Raw genomic sequence first — 14,680 nt, 5'->3', positions numbered from 1 at the left:
CAGGTGGGTGAGTGCTTACTCACCTCGTTGTCCCCTAGAGTGGGTAAGCACTCACCCACCCGTCAAGTCCGAAAAGGAGCCCCGTGGAGACCAAGCCGGCGCGGGTCCGCATCCTCGACGCCGCCCACGAACTGATGCTCACCGTCGGGCTGGCCCGCGCCACCACCAAGGAGATCGCCCGCGCGGCCGGCTGCTCCGAAGCGGCCCTCTACAAGTACTTCGACAGCAAGGAAGAGCTGTTCGTGCAGGTCCTCGACGAGCGCCTGCCCCGGCTCACCCCGCTGCTGCGCAGCCTCTCCGCCGAACCGGGGCAGGGCACCCTGGAGGGCAACCTCACCGAGATCGCCCGCGAGGCCGCCCTCTTCTACGAGCAGAGTTTCCCGATCGCCGCCTCCCTGTACGCCGAGACCCAGCTCAAGCAGCGCCACTACGACGCCCTGCGCGCCATCGGCTCCGGCCCGCACCTGCCCATCCAGGGCCTCGACTCCTACCTGCGCGCCGAACAGGCCGCCGGCCGGGTCCGCGCCGACGCCGACACCTACGCCGCCGCCTCCCTGCTCCTGGGCGCCTGCGCCCACCGCGCGTACGCCTACGACGCCGTGGCGAACGGCGAACGGCCGCCGGTGGAGGAGTTCGCCGCCCGGCTCGCCTCCACGCTGCTGGGCGGAATCTCCGTTGCGGACCGGCCCTGAGGCCCGCGACCCAGCTGCCATGAGGCACCGCACATGAGGCACCGCACATGCGGCTGAGACTGCGCGAGTTCCGGCCCCGGACGGGCCCGTACGCGTACCGGATCGTCCAGCCCCGGCACACCCTGCGCCACACCTCCCTGCGCGCCCCCGATTCCCGTCGGGATGCTCTGCGGCGACCACGACGGGCTGGACCGGCTCGCGGGCCTGTTCGCCTTCGCCGCCTGCTCCCGGCACACGATCGTCCACGTGCCGCTGCGTGACGGTGTCCCGCCCCCCGAGGGCGTCGGCGACACCGTCGACCTCGTCCTCGCCCACCACGGCCTCGGGCTGCGCCCCGGCCAGTGGCCCGAACTGCGCCGGAGGCTGCGGCAGGGCACCCCGCTGACCGGGCGCACCGACGAGTCACGCACCGCCCGGGACGCCGCCGCCTGGCGCGAGCGCCGGGAGCGGGCCGGCTCCCGGGACGATCTGCGGCACGCCACGCGCGCGCGGACGTTCTTTCTCTTCGGCAGCCGGGACGTGTTCGCCGAGACGGCCACCGCGCTCGCGTACGCCGCGGCCCGGGGGCCGTACCGGAAGGGCGTCGCCAAGGGCCGTCCGGCGCTGATGGCGGTGCTGCCGGAGCTGGTCCAGCCGCCCGGCGGTGGACACCCGGTCGAGGTGCTCGTCTGCTTCCGGGCCTATCCGCCCTACGCCCACTTCAGGCGGCCGGGCGCGCCAGCCAGTCGTCCACGCCGGCCAGCAGCCGCTGCCTGACCTTCTCCGGGGCGGCGGAGCCCCGCACCGACTGCCGGGCCAGCTCCGCCAGTTCGGCGTCGGTGAAGCCGTGGACGTGGCGGGCCAGCTCGTACTGCGCGGCCAGCCGGGAACCGAACAGCAGCGGGTCGTCGGCGCCCAGGGCCATCGGGACGCCCGCCTCGAAGAGGGTGCGCAGCGGCACGTCCTGCGGCTTCTCGTACACACCGAGGGCGACGTTCGAGGCCGGGCACACCTCGCAGGTCACGCCCCGCTCCGCCAGCCGCCTCAGCAGCCGCGGGTCCTCGGCCGCCCGCACCCCGTGCCCGATCCGCGTGGCGTGCAGGTCGTCCAGGCAGTCCCGGACCGACGCCGGGCCGGTCAGCTCACCGCCGTGCGGTGCCGACAGCAGACCGCCCTCGCGCGCGATGTGGAAGGCCCGGTCGAAGTCCCGGGCCAGGCCCCGCCGCTCGTCGTTGGAGAGCCCGAAGCCGACCACGCCCCGGTCCGCGTACCGCACGGCCAGCCGGGCCAGCGTGCGCGCGTCCAGCGGGTGCTTCATGCGGTTCGCGGCGACCAGGACACGCATGCCGAGGCCGGTCTCCCGGGACGTCGTGTCCACCGCGTCCAGGATGATCTCCAGGGCCGGGATCAGCCCGCCGAGCCTGGGCGCGTACGACGTCGGGTCCACCTGGATCTCCAGCCAGCCCGAGCCGTCCCTGACGTCCTCCTCAGCGGCTTCCCGGACCAGGCGCTGGATGTCCTCCGGCTCGCGCAGGCAGGAGCGCGCCGCGTCGTACAGCCGCTGGAAACGGAACCAGCCCCGCTCGTCCGTGGCGCGCAGGCTGGGCGGTTCCCCGCTGGTGAGGGCTTCCGTCAGCGCGTCGGGCAGGCGGACGCCGTACTTGTCGGCCAGTTCCAGGACCGTCCCCGGCCGCATCGAGCCGGTGAAGTGCAGGTGCAGATGGGCTTTCGGCAGCTCAGAGAGGTCACGTACACGCTCCATCCCAGGATCCTGCCGTACCCACCCGTCATACCGGTAGCCGTTTCCCCGTACGTGGTCTTGCTCGCACAAACGAACAGGGGCACCCCGCGGGCTTGCGGGGTGCCCCTGTGTCATGAACGGGCCGGTCAGTCCCTGGCCTCCGCCAGCAGCTTCTGGATCCGGCTCACACCCTCGACGAGGTCCTCGTCGCCGAGCGCGTACGACAGCCGCAGATAGCCCGGCGTGCCGAAGGCCTCACCCGGGACGACCGCGACCTCGGCCTCCTCCAGGATCAGCGCGGCCAGCTCGACCGAGTCCTGCGGGCGCTTGCCGCGGATCTCCTTGCCGAGCAGCGCCTTGACCGAGGGGTAGGCGTAGAACGCGCCCTCGGGCTCCGGGCAGACCACGCCGTCGATCTCGTTGAGCATCCGCACGATCGTCCTGCGGCGCCGGTCGAACGCCTCGCGCATCTCCGCGACGGCCTCCAGGCCACCGGAGACGGCGGCCAGGGCGGCCACCTGGGCGACGTTGGAGACGTTCGAGGTGGCGTGCGACTGCAGGTTCGTCGCGGCCTTGACGACGTCCTTCGGGCCGATGACCCAGCCCACGCGCCAGCCGGTCATGGCGTACGTCTTCGCCACGCCGTTGACCACGATGCACTTGTCGCGCAGCTCGGGCAGGAGCGCCGGCAGGGACACCGCGGCGGCGTCGCCGTAGACCAGGTGCTCGTAGATCTCGTCGGTGAGCACCCACAGGCCGTGCTCGACGGCCCAGCGGCCGATCGCCTCGGACTCGGCCTCGGAGTACACGGCGCCGGTCGGGTTGGACGGGGAGACGAAGAGGACGACCTTCGTCTTCTCCGTGCGCGCCGCCTCCAGCTGCTCCACCGAGACGCGGTAGCCGGTCGTCTCGTCGGCCACGACCTCCACCGGGACACCGCCGGCCAGGCGGATCGACTCCGGGTACGTCGTCCAGTACGGCGCCGGGACGATGACCTCGTCGCCCGGGTCGAGGATCGCGGCGAAGGCCTCGTAGATGGCCTGCTTGCCACCGTTGGTGACCAGGATCTGCGAGACGTCGGGCTCCCAGCCGGAGTCGCGCAGCGTCTTCGCGGCGATCGCGGACTTCAGCTCGGGCAGGCCGCCGGCCGGCGTGTAGCGGTGGTACTTGGGGTTCTTGCAGGCCTCGACGGCCGCCTCGACGATGTAGTCCGGGGTCGGGAAGTCGGGCTCACCGGCGCCGAAGCCGATCACCGGACGCCCGGCGGCCTTCAGGGCCTTGGCCTTGGCATCCACGGCGAGGGTGGCGGACTCGGAGATCGCGCCGACTCGGGCGGAGACCCGGCGCTCGGTGGGTGGGATTGCAGCGCTCATGCCGCCCATCGTTCCAGACCGGAAATCCCCCCGGCACACGGGTTTCACAGACTGAACAGCAAGGGGTCGAGGCGTGAACAGGGATCCGAATACGGCCCCGGGCCAGGACGATCTTTGGCGGAGCGGTCCCGGACGGGCACTTTCTGTTCGACGCCGGGGCGTGGAGCACGTACACTCTCACCTCGTTGGCCTCCGGCAGCCGCCGCCGAAACCGGTGCACACCGAGCACTCGGTCGGATGCGGTACGTTGGGGGACACACAAAGGGTCGTAGCTCAATTGGTAGAGCACCGGTCTCCAAAACCGGCGGTTGGGGGTTCAAGTCCCTCCGGCCCTGCTACACACACCGCCAGGATGTGTGCGCAGGTACGTACAGCAATGCACCGCCGTGCGGCTCAGAAACCGGGCGCGGCACGGCCACGACCCGGGACCAGGTGAGGACAATGACGGACGCCGTGGGCTCCATCGACACGCCTGATGCCCAGGACGAGGTGCCCGAGTCCAAGAAGACTCGCAAGGGCGGCAAGCGCGCCAAGAAGGGCCCGCTCAAGCGCCTCGCTACGTTCTACCGCCAGATCATCGCGGAACTCCGCAAGGTCGTCTGGCCCACGCGTAACCAGCTGACTTCGTACACCACTGTGGTGATCTTCTTCGTCGCCATCATGATCGCGCTGGTGACCGTGATTGACTATGGGCTCAACCACGCGGCCAAGTACGTCTTCGGCTGAGCCAAGAGCGAAGGGCGCCGTGGCACCGGCGCCCGTTTTCGCATGTTCCACCCCTCTGTATCCAGGAAGAAGCAGCCATCGTGTCTGACCCGAACCTGAACGACGACGCCACTGAGCCCCGCGGGCTGGCTGCCGACACGGCGGATGACGAGCTCGACATCGTCGAGGGCGCGGACGAGCAGGACGAGTTCGAGGCTGCCGAGGCCGAGGCGGGGGAGCCGGCCGAGGTTGCCGCCCTGCACATCGAGGACGAGGGCGACCACATCGCCGAGACCGACGAGGACATCGAGGCCGGAGCCGTCGAGACCGACGAGGACGTCGAGACGGACACCGACGAGGACGTCGAGGCCGGCACCGACGAGGACGTCGCCGTCGCGGAAGCCGCGGAGGAAGAGCCGGCCGCCCCGGTCGACCCGATCCAGGCCCTGCGCGAGGAACTGCGCACCCTGCCCGGTGAGTGGTACGTCATCCACACCTACGCCGGTTACGAGAACCGCGTGAAGACCAACCTGGAGCAGCGCGCCGTCTCGCTGAACGTCGAGGACTACATCTTCCAGGCCGAGGTGCCGCAGGAGGAGGTCGTCCAGATCAAGAACGGCGACCGCAAGACGATCAAGCAGAACAAGCTGCCGGGTTACGTCCTGGTTCGTATGGACCTGACCAACGAGTCCTGGGGTGTCGTCCGCAACACCCCCGGAGTCACCGGCTTCGTCGGCAACGCCTACGACCCGTACCCGCTGACCCTGGACGAGATCGTCAAGATGCTCGCCCCGGAGGCCGAGGAGAAGGCCGCCCGCGAGGCCGAGGGCAAGCCCGCCCCGCAGCGCAAGGTCGAGGTCCAGGTGCTGGACTTCGAGGTCGGCGACTCGGTCACCGTCACCGACGGTCCGTTCGCCACGCTGCAGGCGACCATCAACGAGATCAACCCCGACTCGAAGAAGGTCAAGGGCCTGGTGGAGATCTTCGGCCGGGAGACCCCGGTCGAGCTGTCCTTCGACCAGATCCAGAAGAACTGAGCGCATCCCCCGAGAGCGCCCCGCCGGTCAGCACCGGACCGGGGCGCTCTCGCCGTGTCCGGCCCGCCGTCGTCGGCACGGTGGCCGCACTCGCGCTGCTGGCGGTGACGTACGCCGTCTTCCTCCCGGCGGCCTGGCTGCGCACCGAACTGCGCGGCGCGGAGCCGACCGCCGCCACCTTCCACGGCGGAGCCTGCCTCCTCGGCGGCTGCACGGTGACCTACCCCTTGGCGGGGGAGCAGGTGACCGCCGGTCTGCCGGTCGGCACGCGCGCGGGGGACCACGCCGAGGGCGACACCGTGTACGTGCGCTCCGCGCCCGGTGAGCCGGAGCGGGCCGTGCTCGCCGCGGACACCGGCCGCGGGACGGTGGCCGCACTGCTCGCGGTGCCCGTCGGCGCGACCCTGCTCGCGCTGCTCGCCGCAGCCGTTCACGTACTGCGCGACCGACGGCCCGAAGGCCCGCACAGACCGCCTGACCTGGGCGATTTCATGTCCTGAGGGGACAGCGGCTATCGTTGTGCGGTATGCCATCTGTGGGATCATGCATCGGCGTGGATCCGGTTGACGCGGATGGCAGTCAACCTCTCAGTAAGGACCCGGAGAGAGCATGCCTCCCAAGAAGAAGAAGGTCACGGGGCTCATCAAGCTCCAGATCCAGGCCGGTGCGGCCAACCCGGCTCCGCCGGTCGGCCCCGCGCTGGGTCAGCACGGCGTGAACATCATGGAGTTCTGCAAGGCCTACAACGCCGCGACCGAGTCGCAGCGCGGTTGGGTCATCCCGGTGGAGATCACGGTCTACGAGGACCGCTCCTTCACCTTCATCACCAAGACGCCGCCGGCCGCGAAGATGATCCTCAAGGCCGCGGGTGTCGAGAAGGGCTCCGGCGAGCCGCACAAGACCAAGGTCGCCAAGATCACCGAGGCGCAGGTCCGCGAGATCGCCCAGACCAAGATGCCCGACCTCAACGCCAACGACCTGGACGCCGCGGCGAAGATCATCGCCGGTACCGCGCGTTCCATGGGCGTCACGGTCGAGGGCTGATCCCCACCCCCAGCAGTCATGCGGCCGTAGCCGGTCGCACGTGGCAGGGCCTGCTCGGCCCGCACCACGACTCCTTTCAGAACACACAGGAGCAGTTGTGAGCAAGCGCAGCAAGGCTCTCCGCGCTGCGGACGCCAAGATCGACCGGGAGAAGCTGTACGCCCCGCTCGAGGCGGTCCGTCTCGCCAAGGAGACCTCCACCACCAAGTTCGACGGCACCGTCGAGGTCGCCTTCCGCCTGGGTGTCGACCCGCGTAAGGCCGACCAGATGGTCCGTGGCACCGTGAACCTTCCGCACGGCACCGGCAAGACCGCCCGGGTCCTGGTCTTCGCGACCGGTGACCGTGCTGCGGCCGCGGAGGCCGCGGGCGCCGACATCGTCGGCTCCGACGAACTGATCGACGAGGTGGCGAAGGGTCGTCTGGACTTCGACGCCGTCGTCGCCACCCCGGACCTCATGGGCAAGGTCGGCCGCCTCGGCCGCGTCCTCGGCCCGCGTGGTCTGATGCCGAACCCGAAGACCGGCACCGTCACCCCCGACGTCGCCAAGGCCGTCACCGAGATCAAGGGCGGCAAGATCGAGTTCCGCGTCGACAAGCACTCGAACCTGCACTTCATCATCGGCAAGGCGTCCTTCGACGACTCGCAGCTGGTGGAGAACTACGGCGCCGCGCTGGAGGAGATCCTCCGTCTGAAGCCGTCCGCCGCCAAGGGCCGGTACATCAAGAAGGCCGCCATCAGCACCACGATCGGCCCCGGCATCCCGGTCGACCCCAACCGCACCCGCAACCTCCTCGTCGAGGAGGACCCGGCCGCCGTCTGAGCCTTCGCTCAGCCCGGTAGCCGCGTCAGGTACGCGTAAGGAAGAGGGCGGGCCCTGGAACCCTGGAGGTTCCGGGCCCGTCCTTTCTTTGTGCGACCTTTCGCACGTCTGTCAGTGGCCTGGGCTACGGTGCAGGCACAGGACACGTATCAGGGGTGGGACTAATCATGAAGAGCACGACCGCGCGCCGGGCGACCCTTTCCATAGCGGTGGTGGCCGCGCTGACCGGAGTGGCCGCCTGCGGCTCCTCCGGCTCCGACAAGGGCGGTGACAAGGCGGCCGGCAAGACCGCGATCCACGTCAGCCCCATCGCCGCTCTGCGTTCTGCCGAGCAGTCCACCGACAAGGCCGAGTCGGCCAAGGTGCGCTCCACCACGTCCGTCGGCGACCTCATGGCGATGACCGCGAACGGCGCCCTCACCTGGGACAACGGCCTCAAGGGCAACCTCACCATCACGTACACCGGCGGCCAGATGGCCGAGATGATGAAGAAGGCCGGCACCCAGTCGATGGAGGCCCGGTATCTGCCGGACGCCTACTACGCGCACATGGGCGACGCCTTCGCCCAGCGGGCCAGCGGCAAGCACTGGCTCAAGTACTCGTACGACGACCTCGCCAAGCTCGGCGGCGCCTCCGGTTCGTACATGAAGGACCAGATCCAGAACGCGACGCCGAACCAGTCCGTGAAGATGCTGCTGGCCTCCGGCGATGTCAAGAAGGTCGGCGAGGAGAAGATCTCCGGCGTCGCCACGACCCACTACTCGGGCACGGTGAACGTCGCCGACCTCGCGGACAAGACCACCAACCTCAGCGCGAGCCAGCTGTCGGCCCTGAAGAAGCAGCTCAGCCAGGCGGGCGTCACCACGGACACCGTCGATCTCTGGATCAACGACCAGAACCTGCTGGTCAAGAAGACCGAGAAGGCCGCCACGGCCCAAGGCACCATGACCAACAGCACCCTCTACACCGACTACGGCGTGAAGGTCACCGCCGAGGCTCCTCCGGCCTCCGACACCAAGGACTTCGCGGACATGATGAAGGCCGGCGGCACCGCGGCGGGCGGCACCGGCACCGTCTCCTGAGCCAGGCGCCACCCAGGAGACCCTGAGGAACGCGCGACCGGCGGATGCGCCGGGCACCCGGAACGTGCGTTCCTCGGGGCAGCTCCACAGCTCCCCGGGCCACCCGGTTTCCCGAGCCGCCTGGTTTCCCGGGCCGCACAGCTTCTGGAGCCGCACCGCTCGCCGAGCCGCACAGCTCCCCACAGCCCCCGGCTTCCCGGGCCGCCCGCCTCCCCAAAGCCGCCCAGCTCCCCGGGCCAGCCGCCCGGCTTCCTGAGCTTCACAGCTCCCGAGCCCCGCAGCTCCGCGAGCCGCGCGGTCCTGTGAGGGCCGCCGCCCTCCCCGCCCGGGCGCCACGTCGACACGGTCGTCACCGCCGTCCGGCCGGCAGTGGACGGCGGCCGCGTGGTCCCGCGAGGCCGGCCGCCTTGCGCTCGCCGCCCATCGCGCCACTCCGCGTCCTTCGTGGTCTCCGGCCGTCTCGGCTGAGGCCCGCGCACGCTCCCGGTCCCGGCGTCGTACGCGCGGCCGTCCCGGCCGTGGCCCGCGCACCCTCCCGGCCCGGCGTCGTACACGCAGCCGTCTTGGCTGAGACCCGCGCACCCTCCCTGCCCGGCGTCGTACACGCAGCCGTCTTGGCTGAGACCCGCGCACGCTCCCGCCCGGCGTCGCGCGTCGCATACTCCGCCGCATCGTCGGCGTCGTACCCGCTGCGGCGCCTAGCCCGTGCGCGCCGCACGTGGGGCCGGGTGCGGCCCCGGAGCGCGTCCGTCGGCACGGCCGTCACCGCGTCCGGTCGGCCGCGGACAGTCCGATTTGCTCGGTGGCGCCCCGGTCCCGTACTCTCTTCCAGAAGCCAAAGACCGCTGGTCGTTGCCGTGCGCTTGAACAAGGGTGCGGTGGCCGAAGGATCCGCTGAAAAGTGGACGACCCGCGCAGGTGATTGAGGAAGAACTCCCGGAGTGCGCGCGCCGAGCGCGTGTGCGACCGGTCGAGTCCGCCCCGAGCGCCTGCGCCGGGGCGTTTCGTTTCCCCAGTCCTCCTTCGGGTCCGCGCGGTCCGAATCACCCGGAAGGAGGCCGAGGCTCTATGGCGAGGCCCGACAAGGCTGCCGCGGTTGCGGAGCTGACGGACAAGTTCCGCAGCTCCAACGCCGCCGTGCTGACCGAGTACCGCGGTCTCACCGTGGCGCAGCTCAAGACGCTGCGCCGGTCGCTCGGTGAGAACGCCCAGTACGCCGTGGTGAAGAACACGCTGACCAAGATTGCGGCCAACGAGGCCGGGATCACGCTCGACGACCAGCTCTTCGCTGGTCCGACGGCCGTCGCCTTCGTCACCGGTGACCCGGTGGAGTCGGCGAAGGGTCTGCGTGACTTCGCCAAGGACAACCCCAACCTCGTCATCAAGGGCGGTGTCCTTGACGGCAAGGCGCTGTCCGCCGACGAGATCAAGAAGCTTGCGGACCTCGAGTCCCGCGAGGTTCTGCTCTCCAAGCTGGCGGGTGCCTTCAAGGGCAAGCAGTCCCAGGCTGCTCAGCTCTTCCAGGCCCTCCCCTCGAAGCTCGTCCGCACCGTGGACGCTCTTCGCGCCAAGCAGGAGCAGCAGGGCGGTGCCGAGTAATTCGGCTCGCTTTCTGATCCTCGCCGCCTGAGGCGGCAGGGTCGCAGCGGGCCCGACGTACGCCCGCCACTCATGTACATCCGGCACCAGCCGAATTAGTGGAAGGATCGCCCACCATGGCGAAGCTCAGCCAGGAAGACCTGCTCGCGCAGTTCGAGGAGATGACCCTCATCGAGCTCTCCGAGTTCGTGAAGGCCTTCGAGGAGAAGTTCGACGTCACCGCCGCCGCCGCGGTCGCCGTCGCCGGCCCCGCGGGCCCGGCCGCCCCGGCCGAGGCCGAGGAGGAGAAGGACGAGTTCGACGTCATCCTCACCGGCGCCGGTGACAAGAAGATCCAGGTCATCAAGGTCGTGCGTGAGCTGACCTCCCTGGGTCTGAAGGAGGCCAAGGACCTCGTCGACGGCACCCCGAAGCCGGTCCTCGAGAAGGTCAACAAGGAAGCCGCCGAGAAGGCCGCCGAGTCCCTCAAGGCCGCCGGCGCCTCCGTCGAGGTCAAGTAAGACCCTTCGGGTCCCCAGGGACTCGAACGCGCGCTGAACGCGGTCTCGTGGGGCGCTGAATCCGGCGCCCTCGGGCTGTAACGCGAACGCACCGAAGAGCGATCATCCATCCGGGTGGTCGCTCTTCGGCGTATCCGGAGGACCGACCGCGGTTGCCTTGCACTCGCTGCGGCGAGGGGTATGGTGATCTTCGTTGTGTCACCGGACGGCCTGCTTCCGGCAGGGGGGCCTTGACGAACCGCACGCAGCGCGCAATTCTCAGGACGCGTCGTCACAAGGATCCGAATCCGAGGCATGGATCGACGACGAAGAGGGCAGTATCACCGTGCGTTGAGGGCAACAGGCCGAGAGCGTTGAACAAGGGCGTTGAGCACAACGAGGGTCTTCGAAAACCCGCACTGGACATCAGTGTGCCAAGTGGCTACACTGACCCTTTGCGCTGCCTGTTAGCTGCCCCCTGCCCGTCACCAGGGGTCTGCCCTCACTTGACCACAGTCGACTGAAGCCCCCCTGACCTGGGTTTCTGTCCCTGTGTGCGGGGGAGGGACCGGTACGCGCGTAGTGAGTCCGAGCCCTCGGAAGGACCCCCTCTTGGCCGCCTCGCGCACTGCCTCGACCGCGAATACGAACAACGGCGCAAGCACCGCCCCGCTGCGCATCTCCTTTGCAAAGATCAAGGAGCCCCTCGAGGTTCCGAACCTGCTCGCGCTGCAGACCGAGAGCTTTGACTGGCTGCTCGGCAACACCGCCTGGCAGACTCGGGTCGAGGAGGCTCTGGAGAACGGTCAGGACGTCCCCACCAAGTCCGGTCTGGAGGAGATCTTCGAGGAGATCTCCCCGATCGAGGACTTCTCCGGGTCGATGTCGCTGACGTTCCGGGACCACCGCTTCGAGCCGCCGAAGAACTCCATCGACGAGTGCAAGGAGCGCGACTTCACGTACGCCGCCCCGCTCTTCGTCACCGCCGAGTTCACCAACAACGAGACCGGTGAGATCAAGTCCCAGACGGTCTTCATGGGCGACTTCCCGCTCATGACGAACAAGGGCACCTTCGTCATCAACGGCACCGAGCGTGTCGTTGTGTCTCAGCTGGTCCGTTCCCCCGGTGTCTACTTCGACTCCAGCATCGACAAGACGTCCGACAAGGACATTTTCTCCGCCAAGATCATCCCGTCCCGGGGTGCCTGGCTGGAGATGGAGATCGACAAGCGCGACATGGTCGGTGTCCGCATCGACCGCAAGCGCAAGCAGTCCGTCACCGTGCTGCTGAAGGCGCTCGGCTGGACCACCGAGCAGATCCTCGAGGAGTTCGGCGACTACGAGTCGATGCGCGCCACCCTGGAGAAGGACCACACCCAGGGCCAGGACGACGCGCTGCTCGACATCTACCGCAAGCTGCGTCCGGGCGAGCCCCCCACGCGTGAGGCCGCGCAGACGCTGCTGGAGAACCTCTACTTCAACCCCAAGCGCTACGACCTCGCCAAGGTCGGCCGCTACAAGGTCAACAAGAAGCTGGGTGCGGACGCTCCGCTGGACGCGGGCATCCTGACCGTCGAGGACATCATCTCGACGATCAAGTACCTGGTGCAGCTGCACGCCGGCGAGACCGAGACCACCGGTGACAACGGCGACACGATCGTCGTCGAGACCGATGACATCGACCACTTCGGCAACCGCCGTCTGCGCAGCGTCGGTGAGCTGATCCAGAACCAGGTCCGTACGGGTCTCGCCCGTATGGAGCGCGTCGTGCGTGAGCGCATGACGACTCAGGACGTCGAGGCGATCACGCCGCAGACCCTGATCAACATCCGGCCGGTCGTCGCCTCCATCAAGGAGTTCTTCGGCACCAGCCAGCTGTCGCAGTTCATGGACCAGAACAACCCGCTGTCGGGTCTCACCCACAAGCGCCGTCTGTCGGCTCTTGGCCCGGGTGGTCTCTCCCGTGAGCGGGCCGGCTTCGAGGTCCGCGACGTGCACCCGTCGCACTACGGCCGTATGTGCCCGATCGAGACGCCCGAAGGCCCGAACATCGGTCTGATCGGCTCGCTCGCCTCCTACGGCCGGGTAAACGCGTTCGGTTTCGTCGAGACCCCGTACCGCAAGGTCATCGACGGCCAGGTCACCGACGAGGTCGACTACCTGACCGCCGACGAGGAGGACCGCTTCGTCATCGCGCAGGCCAACGCCACGCTCAATGACGACCTGCGCTTCGCCGAGGCCCGCGTGCTCGTCCGCCGCCGTGGCGGCGAGGTCGACTACGTCGGCCCCGAGGACGTGGACTACATGGACGTCTCGCCGCGCCAGATGGTGTCGGTCGCGACCGCCATGATCCCGTTCCTCGAGCACGACGACGCCAACCGTGCCCTCATGGGCGCGAACATGATGCGTCAGGCCGTGCCGCTGATTAAGTCCGAGGCCCCGCTCGTCGGCACCGGCATGGAGTACCGCTCCGCCGTCGACGCCGGTGACGTGGTCAAGGCCGAGAAGGACGGTGTGGTCCAGGAGGTCTCCGCGGACTACATCACCACCGCCAACGACGACGGCACGTACATCACGTACCGCCTGGCCAAGTTCTCCCGGTCCAACCAGGGCACCTCGGTCAACCAGAAGGTCATCGTCAACGAGGGCGACCGCATCATCACGGGCCAGGTGCTCGCCGATGGTCCGGCCACCCAGAACGGCGAGATGGCCCTGGGCAAGAACCTGCTCGTGGCGTTCATGCCCTGGGAGGGTCACAACTACGAGGACGCGATCATCCTGTCGCAGCGCCTCGTGCAGGACGACGTCCTCTCCTCGATCCACATCGAGGAGCACGAGGTCGACGCCCGTGACACCAAGCTGGGCCCCGAGGAGATCACCCGGGACATCCCGAACGTCTCCGAGGAGGTCCTCGCCGACCTCGACGAGCGCGGCATCATCCGCATCGGTGCCGAGGTCATCGCCGGCGACATCCTCGTCGGCAAGGTGACCCCGAAGGGTGAGACCGAGCTGACCCCCGAGGAGCGCCTGCTGCGCGCGATCTTCGGTGAGAAGGCCCGTGAGGTCCGTGACACCTCGCTGAAGGTGCCGCACGGCGAGACCGGCAAGGTCATCGGTGTGCGCGTCTTCGACCGCGAGGAGGGCGACGAGCTGCCGCCGGGCGTGAACCAGCTGGTCCGCGTCTACGTCGCGCAGAAGCGCAAGATCACCGACGGTGACAAGCTCGCCGGCCGCCACGGCAACAAGGGTGTCATCTCCAAGATCCTGCCGATCGAGGACATGCCGTTCCTGGAGGATGGCACCCCGGTCGACATCATCCTCAACCCGCTGGGTGTGCCGTCCCGAATGAACCCGGGACAGGTGCTGGAGATCCACCTCGGCTGGCTCGCCAGCCGCGGCTGGGACGTCTCCGGTCTCGCCGACGAGTGGGCCCAGCGCCTGCAGGTCATCGGCGCCGACCAGGTCGCCCCGCGCACCAACGTCGCGACCCCGGTCTTCGACGGTGCCCGCGAGGACGAGCTGGCGGGTCTGCTGCAGCACACCATCCCGAACCGCGACGGCGACCGTCTGGTCCTCCCGTCCGGCAAGGCGCGGCTGTTCGACGGCCGTAGCGGTGAGCCGTTCCCGGACCCGATCTCCGTCGGCTACATGTACATCCTGAAGCTGCACCACCTGGTCGACGACAAGCTGCACGCCCGCTCGACCGGTCCGTACTCGATGATCACCCAGCAGCCGCTGGGTGGTAAGGCCCAGTTCGGTGGCCAGCGGTTCGGTGAGATGGAGGTGTGGGCCCTCGAGGCCTACGGCGCCGCGTACGCCCTCCAGGAACTGCTGACCATCAAGTCCGACGACGTCACCGGCCGCGTGAAGGTCTATGAGGCCATCGTCAAGGGCGAGAACATCCCCGAGCCCGGCATCCCCGAGTCCTTCAAGGTGCTCATCAAGGAGATGCAGTCGCTCTGCCTGAACGTGGAGGTGCTGTCCAGCGACGGTATGTCCATCGAGATGCGCGACACCGACGAGGACGTCTTCCGCGCTGCGGAGGAGCTCGGCATCGACCTGTCCCGGCGCGAGCCGAGCAGCGTCGAAGAGGTCTGACGGGAGTCCGGTAGGGGCCTCGCCACCG

12 protein-coding genes, 1 tRNA gene and 1 pseudogene are annotated in these 14,680 nt (G+C 69.0%); 12 read left to right on the top strand and 2 right to left on the bottom strand.

Going from position 1 to position 14,680, the window contains the following annotated elements; genetic code table 11:
• Positions 1 to 83: 83 nt before the first annotated feature.
• Positions 84 to 692 carry a helix-turn-helix domain-containing protein gene (locus tag AB0B40_RS05005; RefSeq protein ID WP_362262899.1) on the top strand — a complete coding sequence of 203 codons (609 nt, stop codon included), beginning with the start codon at positions 84 to 86 and terminating at the stop codon, positions 690 to 692.
• Positions 693 to 739: 47 nt separating this feature from the next.
• Positions 740 to 1,448: pseudogene (locus tag AB0B40_RS05000) on the top strand (hypothetical protein).
• Here the strand turns inward: AB0B40_RS05000 and AB0B40_RS04995 are convergent.
• Together AB0B40_RS04995 and AB0B40_RS04990 are read right to left on the bottom strand one after the other, a co-directional pair.
• Entirely contained in the window at positions 1,393 to 2,433 is a 1,041-nt protein-coding gene (locus AB0B40_RS04995; protein ID WP_362262896.1) for an adenosine deaminase, read from the bottom strand. The pseudogene AB0B40_RS05000 and the gene AB0B40_RS04995 sit on opposite strands and share 56 nt — an antisense overlap.
• A 125-nt stretch (positions 2,434 to 2,558) precedes the next feature.
• Complete coding sequence (locus AB0B40_RS04990; RefSeq protein WP_345046717.1) at positions 2,559 to 3,785, bottom strand: pyridoxal phosphate-dependent aminotransferase; 1,227 nt, start codon at positions 3,783 to 3,785, stop codon at positions 2,559 to 2,561.
• A 262-nt stretch (positions 3,786 to 4,047) separates the two neighbouring features.
• On the opposite strand from AB0B40_RS04990, the gene AB0B40_RS04985 reads away from it, so the two are divergent.
• The 10 genes from AB0B40_RS04985 (at position 4,048) to rpoB (ending at position 14,652) form a co-directional block, all read left to right on the top strand.
• Positions 4,048 to 4,120 (top strand) — tRNA-Trp (locus tag AB0B40_RS04985).
• A 106-nt stretch (positions 4,121 to 4,226) separates the two neighbouring features.
• The gene (gene secE, locus AB0B40_RS04980; protein ID WP_345046806.1) at positions 4,227 to 4,511 is read left to right on the top strand and encodes a preprotein translocase subunit SecE; all 285 of its coding nucleotides are present in this window, start codon (positions 4,227 to 4,229) and stop codon (positions 4,509 to 4,511) included.
• An 80-nt stretch (positions 4,512 to 4,591) separates the two neighbouring features.
• Positions 4,592 to 5,527 carry a transcription termination/antitermination protein NusG gene (nusG, locus tag AB0B40_RS04975; protein ID WP_362262891.1) on the top strand — a complete coding sequence of 312 codons (936 nt, stop codon included), beginning with the start codon at positions 4,592 to 4,594 and terminating at the stop codon, positions 5,525 to 5,527.
• Between the two features lie 80 nt (positions 5,528 to 5,607).
• Positions 5,608 to 6,027 carry a hypothetical protein gene (locus AB0B40_RS04970; RefSeq protein WP_362262888.1) on the top strand — a complete coding sequence of 140 codons (420 nt, stop codon included), beginning with the start codon at positions 5,608 to 5,610 and terminating at the stop codon, positions 6,025 to 6,027.
• 109 nt (positions 6,028 to 6,136) lie between these two features.
• Positions 6,137 to 6,571: a 50S ribosomal protein L11 gene (gene rplK / locus AB0B40_RS04965; RefSeq protein ID WP_055493153.1), complete on the top strand. Its 435-nt coding sequence runs from the start codon at positions 6,137 to 6,139 to the stop codon at positions 6,569 to 6,571.
• A 97-nt stretch (positions 6,572 to 6,668) separates the two neighbouring features.
• Positions 6,669 to 7,394 (top strand): 50S ribosomal protein L1, encoded by a 726-nt coding sequence (gene rplA, locus AB0B40_RS04960; RefSeq protein ID WP_345046720.1) that lies wholly within the window; start codon positions 6,669 to 6,671, stop codon positions 7,392 to 7,394.
• Positions 7,395 to 7,561: 167 nt separating this feature from the next.
• Positions 7,562 to 8,476: a hypothetical protein gene (locus tag AB0B40_RS04955; RefSeq protein WP_345046721.1), complete on the top strand. Its 915-nt coding sequence runs from the start codon at positions 7,562 to 7,564 to the stop codon at positions 8,474 to 8,476.
• A gap of 1,068 nt (positions 8,477 to 9,544) precedes the next feature.
• Positions 9,545 to 10,075 (top strand): 50S ribosomal protein L10, encoded by a 531-nt coding sequence (gene rplJ / locus AB0B40_RS04950; protein ID WP_345046722.1) that lies wholly within the window; start codon positions 9,545 to 9,547, stop codon positions 10,073 to 10,075.
• Between the two features lie 116 nt (positions 10,076 to 10,191).
• The gene (gene rplL, locus AB0B40_RS04945; protein ID WP_345046723.1) at positions 10,192 to 10,575 is read left to right on the top strand and encodes a 50S ribosomal protein L7/L12; all 384 of its coding nucleotides are present in this window, start codon (positions 10,192 to 10,194) and stop codon (positions 10,573 to 10,575) included.
• Positions 10,576 to 11,166: 591 nt separating this feature from the next.
• Positions 11,167 to 14,652, top strand: coding sequence for a DNA-directed RNA polymerase subunit beta (gene rpoB / locus AB0B40_RS04940; RefSeq protein ID WP_345046725.1), 3,486 nt, complete (start codon positions 11,167 to 11,169; stop codon positions 14,650 to 14,652).
• Positions 14,653 to 14,680: the final 28 nt, after the last annotated feature.

Origin of the sequence: Streptomyces sp. NPDC042638 (assembly GCF_040647235.1) — a bacterium.
In the GTDB taxonomy this organism is placed as follows: Bacteria; Actinomycetota; Actinomycetes; order Streptomycetales; family Streptomycetaceae; genus Streptomyces; species Streptomyces rameus.
Note: the sequence above shows the minus strand (reverse complement) of the source record. Positions and strands in the feature narration are given on the sequence as shown.